The sequence below is a fragment of the Arenibaculum sp. genome (assembly GCF_035998295.1).
Taxonomy (GTDB): Bacteria; Pseudomonadota; Alphaproteobacteria; order Azospirillales; family Azospirillaceae; genus DASYHS01.
Genome location: NZ_DASYHS010000102.1, coordinates 19,995 through 36,835, shown reverse-complemented (window position 1 = coordinate 36,835; position 16,841 = coordinate 19,995). Strand labels below are relative to the sequence as shown.

Annotated in this window: 13 protein-coding genes and 1 pseudogene; 11 read left to right on the top strand and 3 right to left on the bottom strand. The window is 71.6% G+C overall.

Annotated features, from left to right (window positions below):
• Positions 1-15 precede the first annotated feature (15 nt).
• Entirely contained in the window at positions 16-702 is a 687-nt protein-coding gene (locus VGO20_RS11125; RefSeq protein ID WP_327502410.1) for a capsid assembly protein, read from the top strand.
• A 36-nt stretch (positions 703-738) separates the two neighbouring features.
• Here VGO20_RS11125 and VGO20_RS11120 read toward each other — a convergent pair.
• Together VGO20_RS11120 and VGO20_RS11115 are read right to left on the bottom strand one after the other, a co-directional pair.
• A pseudogene (locus tag VGO20_RS11120) lies at positions 739-2,267 on the bottom strand (MFS transporter); the annotation flags it as partial.
• A gap of 50 nt (positions 2,268-2,317) precedes the next feature.
• Positions 2,318-3,076 (bottom strand): SDR family oxidoreductase, encoded by a 759-nt coding sequence (locus VGO20_RS11115; protein ID WP_327502407.1) that lies wholly within the window; start codon positions 3,074-3,076, stop codon positions 2,318-2,320.
• A 122-nt stretch (positions 3,077-3,198) separates the two neighbouring features.
• Between VGO20_RS11115 and VGO20_RS11110 the strand changes: the two genes are divergently transcribed.
• On the top strand, positions 3,199-4,107 hold the full coding sequence (locus VGO20_RS11110; RefSeq protein WP_327502406.1) for a LysR substrate-binding domain-containing protein: 909 nt from the start codon (positions 3,199-3,201) through the stop codon (positions 4,105-4,107).
• Here the strand turns inward: VGO20_RS11110 and VGO20_RS11105 are convergent.
• Complete coding sequence (locus VGO20_RS11105) at positions 4,104-5,402, bottom strand: ArgE/DapE family deacylase (protein WP_327502405.1); 1,299 nt, start codon at positions 5,400-5,402, stop codon at positions 4,104-4,106. The genes VGO20_RS11110 and VGO20_RS11105 overlap by 4 nt on opposite strands.
• 265 nt (positions 5,403-5,667) lie before the next feature.
• Between VGO20_RS11105 and VGO20_RS11100 the strand changes: the two genes are divergently transcribed.
• The 9 genes from VGO20_RS11100 to VGO20_RS11060 all read left to right on the top strand — a co-directional run bounded on the left by VGO20_RS11100 (position 5,668) and on the right by VGO20_RS11060 (position 16,796).
• Positions 5,668-7,275: an ABC transporter substrate-binding protein gene (locus VGO20_RS11100; RefSeq protein WP_327502404.1), complete on the top strand. Its 1,608-nt coding sequence runs from the start codon at positions 5,668-5,670 to the stop codon at positions 7,273-7,275.
• A 15-nt stretch (positions 7,276-7,290) separates the two neighbouring features.
• A complete protein-coding gene (locus tag VGO20_RS11095) occupies positions 7,291-8,232 on the top strand; it encodes an ABC transporter permease (protein ID WP_327502403.1) in 942 nt (313 codons plus the stop codon).
• Positions 8,232-9,119 (top strand): ABC transporter permease, encoded by an 888-nt coding sequence (locus tag VGO20_RS11090; RefSeq protein WP_327502402.1) that lies wholly within the window; start codon positions 8,232-8,234, stop codon positions 9,117-9,119. Before VGO20_RS11095 ends, VGO20_RS11090 begins: the two co-directional genes overlap by 1 nt.
• Entirely contained in the window at positions 9,116-10,792 is a 1,677-nt protein-coding gene (locus VGO20_RS11085; protein WP_327502401.1) for an ABC transporter ATP-binding protein, read from the top strand. The genes VGO20_RS11090 and VGO20_RS11085 overlap by 4 nt, the downstream gene beginning before the upstream one ends.
• A gap of 33 nt (positions 10,793-10,825) precedes the next feature.
• Complete coding sequence (locus VGO20_RS11080; RefSeq protein ID WP_327502400.1) at positions 10,826-12,319, top strand: M81 family metallopeptidase; 1,494 nt, start codon at positions 10,826-10,828, stop codon at positions 12,317-12,319.
• Between the two features lie 47 nt (positions 12,320-12,366).
• The gene (locus VGO20_RS11075) at positions 12,367-13,857 is read left to right on the top strand and encodes a M81 family metallopeptidase (RefSeq protein WP_327502399.1); all 1,491 of its coding nucleotides are present in this window, start codon (positions 12,367-12,369) and stop codon (positions 13,855-13,857) included.
• Positions 13,858-13,878: 21 nt separating this feature from the next.
• Positions 13,879-15,444, top strand: coding sequence for a gamma-glutamyltransferase family protein (locus tag VGO20_RS11070; protein WP_327502398.1), 1,566 nt, complete (start codon positions 13,879-13,881; stop codon positions 15,442-15,444).
• Positions 15,445-15,694: 250 nt separating this feature from the next.
• On the top strand, positions 15,695-16,513 hold the full coding sequence (locus VGO20_RS11065) for a phage capsid protein (RefSeq protein WP_327502397.1): 819 nt from the start codon (positions 15,695-15,697) through the stop codon (positions 16,511-16,513).
• Positions 16,514-16,526: 13 nt separating this feature from the next.
• Positions 16,527-16,796 carry a hypothetical protein gene (locus tag VGO20_RS11060; protein WP_327502396.1) on the top strand — a complete coding sequence of 90 codons (270 nt, stop codon included), beginning with the start codon at positions 16,527-16,529 and terminating at the stop codon, positions 16,794-16,796.
• Positions 16,797-16,841 lie beyond the last annotated feature (45 nt).

The window sequence follows — 16,841 nt, the reverse complement described above, 5'->3', positions numbered from 1 at the left end:
AGGAGGAGACGTATCATGACCGATCCCAATGCTTCCCCGCCGGATGCTCCCCCGGTGCAGGTCCCCGAACGGTTCCTGGACCCCGAGACCGGCGCCGTCCGCGTCGACGCGCTGCTGGCGGCGTATCTGGAACTCGAAGCGCGGCAGCCGGACGGGGACGACCGCACGGCGCTGCTGCGCCGGCTCGGCGTGCCCGACACGGCCGAAAGCTACTGCGTCGACTGCAGTCACGGCCTGTTCGAGCCGGACACGGAGATCAACGGCCGCCTGCACGCCGCCGGCTTCACCCCGGAACAGGTGCAGCTCGTCTACGACCTCGCGGCGGAGCGGCTCGTCCCGACCATCGGCGAGATCGCCACCGAGATGGCGGCCGAGCGCGACCTGCAGCGCCTGGTCGATCATTTCGGCGGCGATGAGGGATGGCGGGAGAACTCGCGCCAGATCCTCGCCTGGGCGCGGCGCAACCTGCCGCCGGACGCGGTCGAGAGCCTGTCGGGCAGCTACGAGGGCGTGCTGGCGCTGCATCGCCTGATGACGGCGGGCGAACCGGCGGCGCTGCGGCCGGAGACGTCGGCGTCCGGGGAGACGGAGGGCGACTTGCAGCGCATGATGCGCGACCCGCGCTACTGGCGCGACCGCGACTCCGGCTTCGTCGCGAAGGTGACCGACGGCTTCCGCCGGCTCTACGGCGAGCGGGGCTGAGGTGGCCGGGAGCACGCGGCTCAATGTGCGGTCCCCGCCCTGACCCGCCGCAGGGCGAGGGCGACGCAGGCCGCGGCGAGCGAGACCGCGACGCAGAGCAGGGAGGTCGTAGCGAAGGCCGCCGCGAAGGCATCCCTGGCGGCGGCGGCAAGGGACGCGGCGTGTCCGCCCGCGAGGGACGCCGCCGCCTCCAAGGCCGGGCCGACGCCTTCCCTGGCGGCGGCGAGGGTGTCGGCCGCCAGCCCCGCGGGCAGCGCTTCCGCCACGCGGCCGCGGTAGACCGCGATCGCGACGGTGCCGAGGACGGCGATGCCGAGCGCGCCGCCGAGTTCGGAACTGGTCTCGGCGACCGCGGCGGCGGCGCCCGCCCCATGGGCGGGGGCCGCGCCCACGACCAGGTCGGTCGCCAGCGTGAATACCGGCGCCAGCCCTATCGACAGCAGGAACGACCCCGCGACCAGGGCCGCGAACGTGCCCTGCGATGCGGACCACGCCAGCGCGGCGAAGCCCGCCGCCGCCGCGACGAGGCCGAGCGCCATGACGTCGGCCGGGTGCCGGGAGGAGGCCAGCATCGGGGCGACGAACGAGCCCGCGACGAAGCCGGCCGCCGACGGCAAGGTCCAGAGCCCGGCCTCGAAGGGCCGCATCCCGAGCACGAGCTGGAGATGCTGCGCCAGGAACAGGAGCGTGCCGAAGGCCATGAAGAAGCCCAGCAGGTTGACCAGCAGGGAGACGGCGAAGCCCGGGCTGCGGAACAGGCCGAGATCGACGAGGGGAGCCTCGATCCGTCCCTGGCGCCGCACGAACGCGGCCCCGAGCACGGCCGCCGCCGCGAGCGCCGCGATCGATGACGGGTCGATTCCGGCCGCCGCCGCGTGCTTGATGCCGTAGACGGCCGCGAGCACGGCCAGGACCGACAGCGCCGCGCCGACGAAGTCCGTGCGCGCGCCGGACGGGTCCCGGTATTCGGGCAGCAGGAACGGCCCTACGGCCAGCAATGCCGCCATGACGGGCACGGCGACGAGGAAGACGGAACCCCACCAAAAATGGTCGAGCAGCAAGCCGCCGACCAGCGGGCCGACGGCCCCGCCGGCGGAGAAGCTGGCGATCCAGATGCCGATCGCGAAGCTGCGCTGCCGGTCGTCGCGGAACATGGTGCGGATCAGCGACAGGGTCGAGGGGGCCAGCGTGGCGGCCGCCAGGCCCAGCAGCGCGCGCGCGGCGATCAGCATCTCCGGGCTCGTCGCGAAAGCCGCGAAGACCGACGCCCCGCCGAAGGCGAGCGCGCCCAGCATCAGCAGGCGGCGCCGCCCGATCCGGTCGCCGACGGCGCCCATCGCGATCAGCGCGCCCGCGAGCAGGAAGCCGTAGACGTCCACGATCCACAGCAGCTGCGCGCCCGTCGGTCGCAGGTCGGCGGTGATGTGGGGGACCGCCAGGTTGAGGACGGTCAGGTCCATGGAATAGAGCAGGCAGGGCAGGGCGAGAGCCGCGAGGCCCCACCACTCGCGCCTGCCGGCTTTGGGCGCGGGCACGCCGCGGCCCCGGTCGGGTTCGGGGTTCATGTCCGGTCCTTCGCAAGGCGCGGGGCGGGGGCCCCGCGGCGGTGCCGATCCTATTGGGGGGCCGCGATCTTCTGGCCGAGGCCGCCGTCGACGGCGAGCTTGGCGCCGGTGGTGAAGGTCGCCTCGAAGGCGAGGAACAGCACGGCGCGCGCGACCTCCTCGGGCGTGCCGTGGCGCTTCATCGGCGTCACCTCGTTGCCGATTTTCTCAAAGGCCTCGCGCTCCTCGGCCGAAAGCCCGGCGACGCCCTTGGTGGGGGTCTTGATGAAGCCGGGGCTCACGACATTGACGCGGATCCCGCGGCCCAGGAGCTCGACCGCGAAGCCGGAGGCGAAGGAGACGAGCGCCGCCTTGGTCGCGCTGTAGACGCTCATGCCCGCCTCGCCGCCCTCGTCCGCGACCGAGGACGTCATGACGATCGAGCCGCCGTCCCTGATCAGCGGGGACAGGCGCTGCACCGTGAAGAAGGCGCCCTTGGTGTTGACGTTGAACTGGCGGTCGTAGGAGGCCTCGGTCACCTGCTCGAACGGCTCCAGCTCGGCGACCCCGACATTGACGTGGAGGAAGTCGATCCGGCCGAGCTTCTGGCCGACCACGGCTGCCAGCAGCGCGATGTCGCTCATGTCCGACGCGTCGGAGCGGACGACATGCGCCTCGGTGCCCAGCTCGCGCCTGGCATCCTCCACGTTCTTGCCGTTGCGGCCGGTCACGAGGACCTTGGCGCCGCCCTCGACCAGCATCTTCGCCGTGGCGAGACCCATGCCGTGGGTGCCGCCGATCACTACCGCGTTCGTGCCTTCATAGCGCATGGCTTCCTTCCTCCTCGCTGCTTCGCGCCGCATCGGCGCCGATGAGGAGATACGCTTGTGGACGTTGCGGCTGTAGCCGGCATGCCGTAGATCTATCGTCCACGCATGGGGACGACGTATCGATGCTGAACCTGAATGACCTCCATGTGTTTGTGCAGGTCGTCGACCATGGCGGCTTCGCCGCCGCGAGCCGCAAGCTCAACGTGCCGAAATCGACGCTCAGCAAGCGCGTGCTGGAGCTCGAGCGGGTGGCGGGGGTGCGGCTGATCCACCGGACGTCGCGCAGCTTCGCCGTCACCGAGCTTGGCCAGGACTTCTACCGGCACGCGTCTGCGATGCTGATCGAGGCGGAAGCCGCCGAGAACGTCATCAAGGGCCGGCTCGCCGAGCCGAGCGGGACGGTCCGGATCACCGCGTCCGTGCCGACCGCGCAGCTCTCCCTGGCCGGCCTGCTGCCGCGCATCGCCGACGCCTATCCCAAGATCCGCATCGAGCTGCACGCGACGGACCGCTTCGTCGACGTCGTGCGGGACGGCTTCGACATCGCGATCCGGGACCATTTCGGGCCGTTGCCGGACTCCGGCCTCGTGCAGCGGCGCATCGGCTTCGAGCATAGCTGGCTCGTCGCGTCCCCCGATTATGTCGGGCGGGCGGGAACCCCGTCGCACCCTTCGGAGGTCGCGGCGATGGACGGCCTCATGGTCTCGTCGGCCGACGGGCGCTGGCGCCTGGCCGACGGGGAAGGGCGGACGGTCGAGGTGTCGCCGGCGCCGCGCTTCCATGCCGACGAGAGCGTGGTGCTGATGGAGGCGGCCCGTGCCGGGCTGGGCATCGCCTGCCTGCCGGCCAAGCTCTGCGGCCCGCACGTCCGGACGGGCGCCCTGGTCCGGCTGCTGGCGTCCTGGACGGCGGGCGGCGTGACGACGACGCTGCTGATGCCGCACCGCCGCGGCCAGCTCCCGTCCGTGCGCGTCGTCGCGGACCTGCTGGTCGAGCGGCTCGGCGGGGCGACCTGGGGCGGCGCGACCTAGGGTGCCGGCCGGGCCGGGCGTTCCTGCACCCCGCACCAGTCCGCGACGAACAGGGCCAGCACCTGGGTGCAGCGGCGGATCGATTCCAGATCCACCCGTTCGTCGAAGCCGTGGATGTTCTCGGCCACCGGTCCCCAGCACAGGCCGGGGATGCCGTGGTAGAGCCCGTAGAAGCGCGTGTCGTTGAGCCCGGTGGCCAGGATCTCGCCCATCGGCGCGCCGAGGACGGCACGGTGCGCGGCGGCCAGCGCGCGTTCCTGGTCGGCGGCGTCCTCCAGCACGTAGCCGTCGGCGAGGAAGCCGTTCCACTCGATCTCGGGCGGGTTCTCGCGCAGGAACGGGTGCGCGGACGACGCCTCGCGGACCGCGGCCTCGACCTCCGCCTGGGCCTCGGCGATCGGCCAGCCCGGCAGGATCGCGATCCGGCAGTCGAGCTCGCACCACGCCGGGACGCTGGATGCCCAGTCGCCGCCCCGGATCCTGCCGGGGTTGAAGTTCACGGGATGCTCCATCGCGCCGAACTGCGGATGCGCGCGTGCGCGCTCGTTCCAGCGCCGCTCCAGCGCGTCCAGCGCCTCGATCAACGGCGCGGTCGCCCGGATCGCGTTCGCGCCGGTGCCGGCCTGGGCGACGTGGACGGGCCGCCCGCGGACGCGGATGCGGAACCACAGCACGCCGACTTGGGCGCGGATCAGGCTGTGGGCGGTCGGCTCGGGGATCAGGCAGCACTCCGCGCGGTAGCCGCGCTGCAGCGTCGACAGCGCGCCGTTGCCGGTGCTCTCCTCCTCGATCACCGACTGGAAATGGACCGTGGCCGCGGGCTCCAGGCCGAGCCGGGCGATCGCGTCGAGGGCGAAGAGGGCCGCGACCGTGCCCGCCTTCATGTCCCCGGCGCCGCGCCCGTACATCCAGCCGCCGTCGATAGCCGGCTCGAAGGGCGGCCGGGTCCACATGGCGCGGGGTCCTTCGGGCACGACGTCGCAATGGCCCTGCAGGATCAGCGACCGGCCCCGGACCCGATCGGGCCGGTGGCTGCCGACGACGGTCCTGGCCTGGCCGTAGTCGACCGCGACGGGCGAGAAGCCCGGGAGGTGGCAGATGTCGTCGGGGTCGATCGTCCATTCGTCGACCGCATAGCCCCGCTCGCGCAGCGCCCGCGCCATGAAGTCCTGGGCCGGCGCCTCGCATCCGCGCAGGCTCGGGATGCGCACGAACTCCCGGAGGAACTCGACCTGGCGTTCGAAGCCGCGGTCGACCTCGTCGCGCAGGCGGCTGGTCAGGTCCGCTTCCGGCATCCGTTCCTCCTCTCGTCGTCCGCCGCGGGCGGCGGCGGCGGTACTCCTTTCCGATCGGATCAGCCGTGAGATGCGTTGCATTCATTGCTTGACCGACCCGCCTGGGTAATACATCGTTAGCTTAACGAATCTTTAAGTCAAAGGATTCCCGGGACCGGCGGGAGTGAAAAGAGACTAGGGCCACGGCACGCCGTGCAGCGGTTCATTCCCATCGACCCCGGGGACGCGGAACAGGGTGAGCGTTCAACGACGAAGGGGTGAGACGATGAGCTTTATCGGCAGCGTGATGAGGACCGGAGTAGCGGTCGGCGCCGTCACGGCGGCCTCCCTCGGCTTCGCCATGGGCGGCGCGGCGACCGCGTGGGCCCAGGAGACGACGGTCACGGCGGTCCTGCACTCCGACCTGCGCGTCCTCGACCCGATCCTGACCACCGCCTACATGTCGCGCAACCACGGCTACATGATCTTCGACACGCTGTTCGCGATGGACGAGAACGTCCAGGTTCAGCCGCAGATGGTCGATAGCTGGGAGACCTCGGAAGACGGGCTCACCTATACCTTCACGCTGCGCGAAGGGCTGAAGTTCCACGACGGCAGCCCGGTCACGTCCGAGGACGTCGTCGCTTCGCTCAAGCGCTGGGGCGAGCGCGACGGCATGGGCCAGAAGCTGATGAGCTTCACCGAGACGCTGGAGGCAGTCGACGACGACACCTTCCGGCTGGTGCTGCGCGAGCCCTACGGCCTCGTGCTGGAATCGCTGGCCAAGCCCAGCTCCAACGTCCCCTTCATCATGCCCAAGCGGCTGGCCGAGACGCCGGCCGACCAGCCGATCCCCGAGCAGATCGGCTCGGGCCCGTTCAAATGGGTGCCCGAGGAGTTCCAGCCCGGCGTCAAGGCCGTCTACGTCAAGAACGAGGACTACGTCCCGCGCGACGAGCCGCCGAGCTGGGCCGCCGGCGGCAAGGTGGTCAAGGTCGACCGCGTCGAATGGGTCAAGATGCCCGACCACATGACGGCGGTGAACGCCCTGATGAACGGCGAGATCGACTACATCGAGCAGCCGCCGACCGACCTGCTGCCGATCCTGGAAAGCGGCGACGGGATCGCGGTCGAGAACTTCAACCTGCTGGGCTTCCAGTCGATCATCCGGCCGAACTTCCTGCATCCGCCCTTCGACAACCAGAAGATCCGCCAGGCGCTGGCATACGCCATCAACCAGGAAGACTTCATGGCGGCGATGATCGGCGATCCGGAATACTACGAGTTGTGCGGGGCGATGTTCGTCTGCGGCACGCCGCTCGCGACCGACGTCGGCTCCGAACCGGTCATGACGTCCGACGCCGACCGGGCGCGCCAGCTGCTCCAGGAGGCCGGCTACGACAACACGCCGGTCGTGCTGATGCACCCGACCGACGTCGCGACGCTGTCGACCCAGCCGACGGTCGCCGCCGACCTGCTGCGCCGCGCCGGCTTCAACGTCGACCTGCAGGCGATGGACTGGCAGACGCTGGTTTCGCGCCGCGCCAGCCAGGAACCGCCGGCCGACGGCGGCTGGAACCTGTTCATCACGAACTGGGTCGGCGCCGACATCCTGAACCCGGTCGCGAACGCGCCCCTGATCGCGTCCGGGCGCGAGGGCAGCTGGTTCGGCTGGCCCGAGAACCAGGAGATCGAGACGCTGCGCGACCAGTTCGCCCGCACCCGCGATCCCGCGGAGCAGAAGCGGCTGGCGGAGGAGATCCAGAAGCTGGCCTACGACTACGTGATGTACGCGCCGATCGGCCAGTACTACACGATGACCGCCTATCGCGACAACCTGACCGGGCTGCTCGCCGGGCCGGCGCCGTTCTTCTGGAACGTCGAGAAGAACTGACCGGCGTAGCGGCAGATGCTCGGCTACGTGGCACGGCGCGTGTTCGCGGCCATCCCCGTGATGGTGATGGTCGCGATCATCATCTTCCTGCTGTTGAGGCTGACCCCGGGGGACCCGGCCGCGATCATCGCGGGCGACACGGCGACCCCGGAGCAGATCGCGGCGATCCGGGAGCGGCTCGGCCTCAACGAGCCGCTGCTCGTCCAGTTCTTCACCTGGATGGGCCGGCTGCTCCAGGGCGATCTCGGCATCTCGATCCTGTCGAACGTGCCGGTGGCGGGGATGATCGCGCAGCGCTTCGAGCCGACGCTGGCGCTGGCCACGACCACCATCGTCTTCGCGATCCTGGTCGCCGTGCCGCTCGGCACGCTCGCCGCCTGGCGGCACGGCTCCTGGATCGACCGCGCGGTGATGACGGTCTCGGTGGTCGGGTTCTCGGTCCCGGTCTTCGTCGTCGGCTATGTCTGGATCTACCTGTTCGCGATGAAGCTCGGCGTGCTGCCGGTCCAGGGCTACCGGAGCATCGACGGCGGCTTCTGGCCGTTCCTCGAACGGCTGATCCTGCCGACGATCACGCTCAGCCTGATCTACATCGCGCTGATCGCGCGGATCACGCGCACCAGCCTGCTGGAGGTGCTGAACGAGGACTACGTCCGCACCGCGCGGGCCAAGGGGCTGGGCGAGGCGGCGGTGCTGTTCGGGCATGCGCTCAGGAACGCCGCCGTGCCGATCGTGACCGTGATCGGCATCGGCGTCGCCCTGCTGATCAGCGGCGTGGTGGTGACCGAGAGCGTGTTCAACCTGCCGGGGCTCGGCCGGCTCACGGTCGACGCCGTGCTTGCGCGCGACTATCCGGTCATCCAGGGGGTGATCCTGCTGTTCTCGGGGATCTACCTGCTGGTGAACCTCGTGATCGACGTCCTCTACACCTTCCTCGACCCCAGGATCCGCTACTGATGACCAACCTCGCCGAAGGCCGCCCGCTGCCGGCGCCGGGGCCGTCCGCCCTCCGGCTGGTCTGGGGCCGTCTCAGCGGCAACACCGCGGTCGCGATCGGCGGCGCGCTGTTCCTGCTCGTGGTGCTGGTGGCCGTGCTGGCCCCGATGCTGGCTCCCGCCGACCCGACCGCGATCGCCCCGGCCAACCGCCTGAAGCCTCCGTCCGCCAACTACCCGTTCGGGACCGACGCCTTCGGGCGCGACCTGCTGTCGCGCGCGCTGCACGGCGCCCGCATCTCGCTCGCGGTCGGGATCGGCGCCGCCGTGACGAGCGTGGCGGCCGGGCTGCTGATCGGCCTCGCAGCCGGGTATTTCCGCCTCGTCGACGCGCTGGTGATGCGGGTGATGGACGGGCTGATGGCGATACCGAACATCCTGCTCGCGATCGCGCTGGTGGCGCTTTCGGGCGCCACCCTCACCACGGTGCTGGTCGCGATCACGATCCCCGAGATCCCGCGCGTCGTGCGCCTGGTGCGCAGCATCGTGCTCGGCGTGCGCGAGGAGCCCTACGTCGAGGCGGCGATCGCCTCCGGGACGCGGCTGCCGCTGATCTTATGGCGCCACGTCGCCCCCAACACGGTGGCGCCGCTGATCGTCCAGGGAACCTATGTCTGCGCCTCGGCGATCCTGACCGAGGCGATCTTGAGCTTCCTCGGCGCCGGCATCTCGCCCGAGACGCCGACCTGGGGCAACATCATCGCCGAGGGGCGGATCTACTTCCAGCTCGCGCCCACGATCATCCTGTTCCCGGGCCTGCTGCTGTCGGTGACCGTGCTCAGCATCAACATGCTCGGCGACGGGCTGCGCGACACGCTCGATCCCAAGCTGGTCAGGAGGACGGGATGACGGCCGCCGTTCCCGAGGACGGCGACGCCGTCCTCTGCGTCCGCGGGCTGACCGTGCGCCTGCCCCGGGGCGGCGACCGGGAGTTCGCGGTCTCCGGCATCGACCTCACGGTCCGGCGCAAGGAGGTGATGTGCGTGGTCGGCGAGTCCGGCTCGGGCAAGTCCGTGACGTCGCTGGCGGTGATGGGCCTGCTGCCGCGCGGCACGCTGGTGCCCGTCGCGGGCTCGATCCGGCTGGAGGGGGAGGAGCTGACGGCGGCCTCGCAGCGCCGCCTGCGCGAGCTGCGCGGCACGCGGATGGGCATGATCTTCCAGGAGCCGATGACCGCGCTCAATCCCGTCGTCCGCGTCGGCCGGCAGGTCGAGGAGGTGCTGAAGATCCACAGCCGCATGGGCCCGGCCGAGCGGCGCGAGCGCGTGCTGGAGATGTTCGACCAGGTCCACCTGCCCGATCCGCGCCGCATCCACGCCGCGTACCCGCACGAGCTGTCGGGCGGCCAGCGCCAGCGCATCATGATCGCGATTGCGCTGGTGATGGAGCCGCGGCTGCTGATCGCCGACGAGCCGACGACGGCGCTGGACGTCACGACGCAGAAGCAGATCCTGGCGCTGATCGACGAGATCCAGCAGAAGCACGACACCGGCGTGCTGTTCATCACCCATGACTTCGGCGTCGTCGCCGAGATCGCCGACCGCGTCACCGTGATGCAGGACGGGCGGGTCGTCGAGACGGGGGCGGTCGGCGACGTGCTGAGCCGGCCGCGCGAGGACTATACCCGCATGCTGATCTCGGCGGTGCCGAGCCTGGTGCCGCGCGCGGCGCGCCGGCGTTCCGACCGGCCGCTGGTGCTGGAGACGCACGGCCTCGCCAAGGTCTACCGGACCGGCGGGCTGTTCGGGAAGGGCGGGGAGATCCGCGCGGCGACGGACGTGAACCTGACCGTGCGCAAGGGCGAGACGCTGGGCGTCGTCGGCGAGTCGGGCTCGGGCAAGTCGACGGTCGCGCGCTGCATCGTCCGGCTGATCGACCCGACCGAGGGCCGGATCCTGATCGACGGCGCCGACATCGCGGCGCTGTCGCGCGGCCGCCTGCGCGAGCGGCGGCAGCGCTTCCAGATCGTGTTCCAGGACCCGTACCGGTCGCTGAACCCGCGCCGCACCGTCGGCCAGTCGCTGATCGAGGGGCCGACGAATTTCGGCGTGCCGAAGGCCCGGGCGCTGGAGGAGGCGAAGCGGCTGCTGGAACTGGTCGGGCTGGAGCCCGGCGCGGTCGACCGCTACCCGCACCAGTTCTCCGGCGGCCAGCGCCAGCGCATCGCCATCGCCCGCGCGCTGGCGATGAAGCCCGACCTGCTGGTCGCCGACGAGGCGGTCTCGGCGCTCGACGTGTCGGTCCAGGCCCAGGTGCTCGACCTTCTGGAGGACATCCGCGACCGGTTCGACCTGGCGGTGCTGTTCATCACCCACGACCTGCGCGTCGCGGCCCAGATCTGCGACGACGTCGCCGTGATGCGCAAGGGCGAGGTGGTCGAGTACGGCACGGCCGCCGACGTGCTGGTCGCCCCGCGTCACGAGTACACGCGCGCCCTCCTGGCGTCGGCGCCGGGGCGCGGCTGGGACTTCGCGAATTTCCGGCCCCTGCCGCAGCCCGGCTGCGCGCCGGCGGAAGGCTGAACGGGAAGAAGACGCCAGATCGGGAGGAACGCCATGCGCCTGCTGCTCGCGATGATGAAGCACGAGACGAACACCTTCTCGCCCGTGCCGACCGACCTCGCCCGCTTCGCCCGCGGCCGGCCGGCGCTGCTGGCGGGCGCCGAGGCGGTCGCCGCCTACCGCGGCACCGGCACCGTGACCGGGGCCTATATCGACGTCGCCGGGCGCGAGGGGGCGGAGATCGTGCTGCCGGTCGCCGCCGACGCCTGGCCGAGCGGCCCGGTCGACGACGAGGCCTACCGCGTCATCACCGACGCGATCTGCGAGCAGGTCGCGAAGGGCGGCTTCGACGGCATCCTGCTCGACCTGCACGGCGCGATGGTGACGCGCAGCCTGGAGGACGGCGAGGGCGCGCTGCTCGCGCGCATCCGCGAACTCGACCCGCGGACGCCGGTCGGCGTCTCGCTCGACATGCACGCCAACCTCTACGACGAGATCGTCGGCAACGCGACCGTGGTCTGCGGCTACCACACCTATCCGCATGTCGACATGTACGAGACCGGCTGGCGCGCGGCCGACATCCTGGTCCGCGCGATCAGGGGCGAGGTGCGGCCGGTGATGGCCTGGGGCAACGTCCCGATGCTGCCGCACGTGATGCGCCAGGGGACGGCCGACCACCCGAACCGCGGGCTGCAGGCGCGCGCGATGGAGATGGAGGCGGGCGGGGCGCTGGCCGCCAGCCTGTTCGTCGGCTTTCCGCACGCCGACATCCGCAACGCCGGGCTCAGCGTCGTCACGGTGGCCGACGGCGACGCGGAACAGGCGAAGCGGCTGCGCGACGAGCTGCTCGGCCAGGCCTGGGACCTGCGCGAGGACTTCGTCTACCGGGTGGAGCCGCTGGCGCAGTCGGTCGCCCGCGCCCGCGACGCCGGCAAGGACCCGGGCGAGGGCCCGGTGGTCCTGCTCGACCATTACGACAACGCGGCCTCGGGCGGGACGATGGACACGACCGCCGTCCTGGGCGAGATCCTGCGCCAGGGGCTGGAGAACGCGGCGGCCTTCGCGATCTTCGACCCCGACGCCGTGCGCAAGGCGATCGCCGCCGGCATCGGGGCGGAGGTCACGCTGTCGATCGGCGGCAAGATGGCGATGCCGATGCTGCCGGTCGAAAGCCCGCCGCTGGGCGTGACGGGACGGGTGCGCACGATCTCCGACGGCCGGTTCCGCAACAAGGGGCCGATGGCGGCCGGCGTGCTGATGGACATGGGGCCGACCGTCGTGCTCGATACGGGGAAGGTCGAGATCGTCCTCGTCTCGCGCCATCAGGAGCCGAACGACGTGAACTGCTTCCTCAGCCTCGGCATCGACCCGATGCAGAAGCGCTTCCTGATGCTCAAGAGCCGCATCCACTGGCGCGCCGGCCTCGGCCACGTCGCGCGCACGGTGGTGGAGTGCGCCGGCACCGGCGTGTGCACCTCTGACTACGGCCAGCTCCGCTTCGACAAGGTGCGCCGGCCGGTCTTCCCGCTCGACCCGATGGCCGCCTGAGCGCGCCGGCCGGACCCTCCCGACAAGACGAATCCCAGGAGCATTCCATGCGCATCGCCGTAGGCGGCTTCCAGCACGAGACCAACACCTTCGCCCCGTCGCCCGCCACCTACGACGACTTCGAGAAGGGCGGCGGCTGGCCCGGGCTGGTCGCCGGCCCCGACCTGTTCGAGGCGGTCGCCGGCATCAACCTGCCGGTGGCCGGGTTCATCGAGGAGGCCGGCGCGCTCGGCCACGAGCTGGTGGCGACGACCTGGGCCGCCGCGACGCCGTCGGCCCAGGTGACGCGCGACGCCTACGAGCGCATCGCCGGCGCGATCGTCGAGGGCGTGCGCGCCGCCGGGCCGCTCGACGGCGTCTACCTGTGCCTCCACGGCGCGATGGTCGCGGAGCACCAGGACGACGGCGAGGGCGAGCTGCTGGAGCGCGTGCGCGCCGTCGTCGGCCCGGACGTGCCGATCGTCGCCAGCCTCGACCTCCACGCCAACGTGACCGAACGGATGGTGCGCCTGTCGGACGCGCTGGTCGCCTACCGGACCTACCCGCACATCGACATGGCCGATACCGGTCGCCGGGCGGCGCGGCACCTGGACCGGCTGCTGCGCGGCTCGCCGGTCCCGCACAAGAGCGTCGCGCGCATCCCGTTCCTGATCCCGCTGTCCTGGCAATGCACGATGATCGAGCCCGCCCGCTCGCTGTACGCGCTGCTGGAGGACATCGAGGGCGGCGACGTCCCGACCCTGTCCTTCGCGACCGGGTTCCCGGCGGCCGATTTCCCGGAATGCGGGCCGGTCGTCGTCGCCTACGGCACGACGGCGGAGGCGGGCGAGCGCGCGTGCCGCAGGCTGGCGGACGCGATCGAGGCCGCGGAGCCGGACTTCGCCGGCCCGATCCTCGACCCGGACACGGGCGTGCGCGAGGCCATGGCGCTGGCGGAGCGCGCGTCCAGGCCCGTCGTCATCGCCGACACCCAGGACAATCCCGGGGCCGGCGGCAACTCCGACACCACGGGCATGCTGCGCGCCCTGGTCGCGAACGGCGCCCGTCGCGCCGCCATCGGCCTCATCTACGATCCCGAGGCGGCGCTCGCGGCGCACGCGGCGGGCGAGGGGGCAGAGATCGAGCTGGCGCTCGGCGGGCGCTCCGGCATCCCCGGCGACGCGCCCTTCCCGGGGCGGTTCACGGTCGAGCGCGTCTCGGACGGCCGGTTCGAATGCTCCGGCCCCTTCTACCGCGGCGCCCGCATGACCCTGGGGCCGTCGGCCTGCCTGCGGATCGGCGACGTCCGCGTCGTGGTCGCCAGCAGCAAGGTCCAGCTCGCCGACCAGGAGATGTACCGGTTCGTCGGCATCGAGCCGACCGCGCAGGCGATCCTCGTCAACAAGAGCTCCGTCCATTTCCGGGCCGATTTCGAGCCGATCGCCGAGACGATCCTGATCTGCGCCGCTCCCGGCCCGATGATCGCCGACCCGGCGGCGCTGCCGTGGCGCCGTCTCGCCCCCGGCATCCGGATGCGCCCCTGCGGCCCGGCGTTCTGAAAGTACCGGAGGAAGCGCGCCATGCCCGGCACCAGCCCCGCCTTCAGCCATGGCCTGCGGGCCGCCAAGGCGGCCGTGCGCAGCCGCCACGGCGTCGTCGCCTCCCAGAACCGCGCGGCCAGCGAGGCCGGCGCGCGCGTGCTGGAGGCGGGCGGCAACGCCGTGGATGCGGCGGTCGCGACCGCGCTGGCGCTTCACGTCGTCGAACCCTGGATGAGCGGGCTGGCCGGCGGCGGCGCGCTGGTGTTCCGCGCGGCGGGCGGCGAGGTCCGGGTCGTCGATTTCCCGATGATCTCGCCGGCCGCCCTCGACCCGGCCGACTACCCGGTCCTGGGCGGCGCCGACCTCGACCTGTTCGGCTGGCCCAGGGTCGAGGGCGACCGCAACCTGCTCGGCGCCACCGCGGTCGCGGTGCCCGGCGTGGTCGACGGGCTCGCGACCGCGCTCGACCGGTTCGGCACCCGTGGCTGGGCCGACATGGCCGCGCCCGCGATCGCGCTCGCCGAGCGCGGCCTGCCGGTCGACTGGTACGCCAGCCTGATGATCGCGTCCGCGTACAGGGACCTGTCGCGCTTTCCGGGCAGCGCCGCCCTGTTCCTGCCGGGCGGCGCGCCGCCGATCGCGGTCGTGCCGTCGCCGGCGGGCATCGCGCGGCTGCCGCTCGACGGCATGGCGGAGACCCTGCGCCGCCTCGCGCGGGAGGGGCCGCGCAGCTTCTACGAGGGCGCGGTGGCCGAGGACGTCGTGCGCGACCTGCGCGAGGCCGGCGGCTGCCTGTCGGCGGACGACCTGCGGCGCTACCGCGCCCGCGTCGTCGATCCGGCCGTGGCCGAGCACCGGGGCGCGCGGCTGTACGCGGCGCCGGTGCTGAACGGCGGCCCGACCGTGATGGATGCGCTCGCCGCCCTGGACCCGGCCCGGCCGCTCGGCCCGGAGCCCGACGCCCACGACCATGTCGCCCTCGCCTCTGCCTTGCAGGGTGCGTGGCGGCGGCGGTTCGCCGAAATGGGCGATGCCGGCGGCGAAAGCTGCACGACCCATCTCGGGGTGATCGACGCGGCCGGCAACGCGGTCGCGCTGACCCAGACGCTGCTGTCGCTGTTCGGCTCGCGCATGGTGCTGCCGACGACCGGCATTCCGACCAACAACGGCATCATGTGGTTCGACCCCGAGCCCGGCCGGCCCAATTCGCTCGCCCCGGGCAAGCGTCCGCTGTCGAACTACGCGCCGCTGATCCTGGAGCGCGGGGACGACGTCTACGCGCTCGGCGGCGCCGGGGGGCGGCGGATCATCCCGGCGATGGCGCAGCTCGTCTCGTTCCTCGCCGGCCACGGCATGGACCTGCACGGCGCCGTCGGGCAGCCCCGTATCGACGTGTCCGGCGGCGCCTGGATCACCGCGGACCGCCGCCTGCCCCGGCCGGCGCTGGAAGCGCTGGCCGCCCGCTTCGACATGGTCGAGGCCGACGCCACCGCCTTTCCCTTCACCTTCGCGACCGTGAACGGCGTCGGGCGCGAGGGCGGCACGCAGGTCGGCGCCACCGACCCGAACAACCCCTGGTCAGAGGCTGTCGCCGCCCGGCAGTGAGCGCAGCTGCACGCTTCTGTTGTATTTCCTACTCGCCCGCAAATTTTAAGCTTGCGTACATAGGGTGATAATCCTATAAAGAGCGAGCCAACGCCCTTCCTGCGCCTACGCGGTCCCGGAAGCAGCGTTTCCAAAGGCTGAAAATCCTACATCGGTGCATGCCCGCGACCGGCACGGCTTTCCGCCGTGGTCCGGCCGCGTCCGCGTGCGGCCGACCCGTCGCAACAGAGCGGAAAGGCACGCCAAAGCCATGACGACCACGATCGACAAGGCCTTCGTCAAGCAGTTCGAGCGGGAGGTCCACGAGGCCTACCAGCGGATGGGCTCGAAGCTGCGCAACACCGTCCGCAGCAAGTCCGGCGTCCAGGGCGCCTCGACCGTCTTCCAGGTCGTCGGCAAGGGTGCCGCCGCGACCAAGTCGCGCCACGGCAAGGTGCCGGTGATGAACCTCGTGCATTCGCCGGTGGAATGCGTGCTGGCGGACTACTACGCCGGCGACTGGGTCGACAAGCTGGACGAGATCAAGACCAACATCGACGAGCGGACCGTCATCACCAATGCCGGCGCCTACGCGCTCGGCCGCAAGACGGACGAGATGATCATCGCCCAGCTCGACGCGGCCGCGAACCATGCCGGCGGTGACGGCGACGGCATGACGAAGGAGAAGGTGCTGGCCGCGTTCGAGCTGCTGGGCGCCGCCGACGTCCCCGACGACGGCCAGCGCTACGCCGTGGTCGGCTGGAAGCAGTGGAGCGAGCTGCTGTCCATCGCCGAGTTCGCCTCGGCCGACTATGTCGGCGCGGACGAGCTGCCCTGGCGCGGCACCCAGGCCAAGCGCTGGCTCGGCACGCTATGGATCCCGCATTCCGGCCTGACCAAGGTCGGCAACGCCCGCTGGTGCCACTGGTACCACAAGACGGCGATCGGCCACGCCTCGGGCGCCGACGTCACCACCGACATCAGCTGGCACGGCGACCACGCCGCCCACTTCGTCAACAACATGATGAGCCAGGGCGCCTGCCTCATCGACCGCACCGGCGTCGCGACGCTGCGCTGCCTCGACGCCTGAGGAGGACCCGCCGATGGCCTTCAAGCCCAAGGACCTCAGCGTGCTCGCCTACGCGAACGGCTTCACGCTCTGGCACTACACGACCGCCGACGCCGCCGACGCCGTCGACACGTCCGGCTACTTCAACGCCGCCTCGGACATGCTGCGGGTCGGCGACATGATCATGGCCAATCTCGACACCGACGGCACGGTGGCGGCCGGCATCCTGCTGGTGGCCTCCAACGCGGCCGGCGCCGTGGATGTCGCCGACCTGACCGCGATCGGCACGGCCGACACGGATTAGGTGCGAGCCCCCTTCCCGGATGGCGGGGAGGGGGCGCCCTCCCAC

Excerpts from the sequence above, each read along its gene's own strand:
- VGO20_RS11125 (WP_327502410.1), top strand. The coding sequence starts at position 16 with ATGACCGATCCCAATGCTTCCCCGCCGGATGCTCCCCCGGTGCAGGTC.
- VGO20_RS11115 (WP_327502407.1), bottom strand. The coding sequence starts at position 3,076 with ATGCGCTATGAAGGCACGAACGCGGTAGTGATCGGCGGCACCCACGGC.
- VGO20_RS11110 (WP_327502406.1), top strand. The coding sequence starts at position 3,199 with ATGCTGAACCTGAATGACCTCCATGTGTTTGTGCAGGTCGTCGACCAT.
- VGO20_RS11105 (WP_327502405.1), bottom strand. The coding sequence starts at position 5,402 with ATGCCGGAAGCGGACCTGACCAGCCGCCTGCGCGACGAGGTCGACCGC.
- VGO20_RS11100 (WP_327502404.1), top strand. The coding sequence starts at position 5,668 with ATGAGCTTTATCGGCAGCGTGATGAGGACCGGAGTAGCGGTCGGCGCC.
- VGO20_RS11095 (WP_327502403.1), top strand. The coding sequence starts at position 7,291 with ATGCTCGGCTACGTGGCACGGCGCGTGTTCGCGGCCATCCCCGTGATG.
- VGO20_RS11090 (WP_327502402.1), top strand. The coding sequence starts at position 8,232 with ATGACCAACCTCGCCGAAGGCCGCCCGCTGCCGGCGCCGGGGCCGTCC.
- VGO20_RS11085 (WP_327502401.1), top strand. The coding sequence starts at position 9,116 with ATGACGGCCGCCGTTCCCGAGGACGGCGACGCCGTCCTCTGCGTCCGC.
- VGO20_RS11080 (WP_327502400.1), top strand. The coding sequence starts at position 10,826 with ATGCGCCTGCTGCTCGCGATGATGAAGCACGAGACGAACACCTTCTCG.
- VGO20_RS11075 (WP_327502399.1), top strand. The coding sequence starts at position 12,367 with ATGCGCATCGCCGTAGGCGGCTTCCAGCACGAGACCAACACCTTCGCC.
- VGO20_RS11070 (WP_327502398.1), top strand. The coding sequence starts at position 13,879 with ATGCCCGGCACCAGCCCCGCCTTCAGCCATGGCCTGCGGGCCGCCAAG.
- VGO20_RS11065 (WP_327502397.1), top strand. The coding sequence starts at position 15,695 with ATGACGACCACGATCGACAAGGCCTTCGTCAAGCAGTTCGAGCGGGAG.
- VGO20_RS11060 (WP_327502396.1), top strand. The coding sequence starts at position 16,527 with ATGGCCTTCAAGCCCAAGGACCTCAGCGTGCTCGCCTACGCGAACGGC.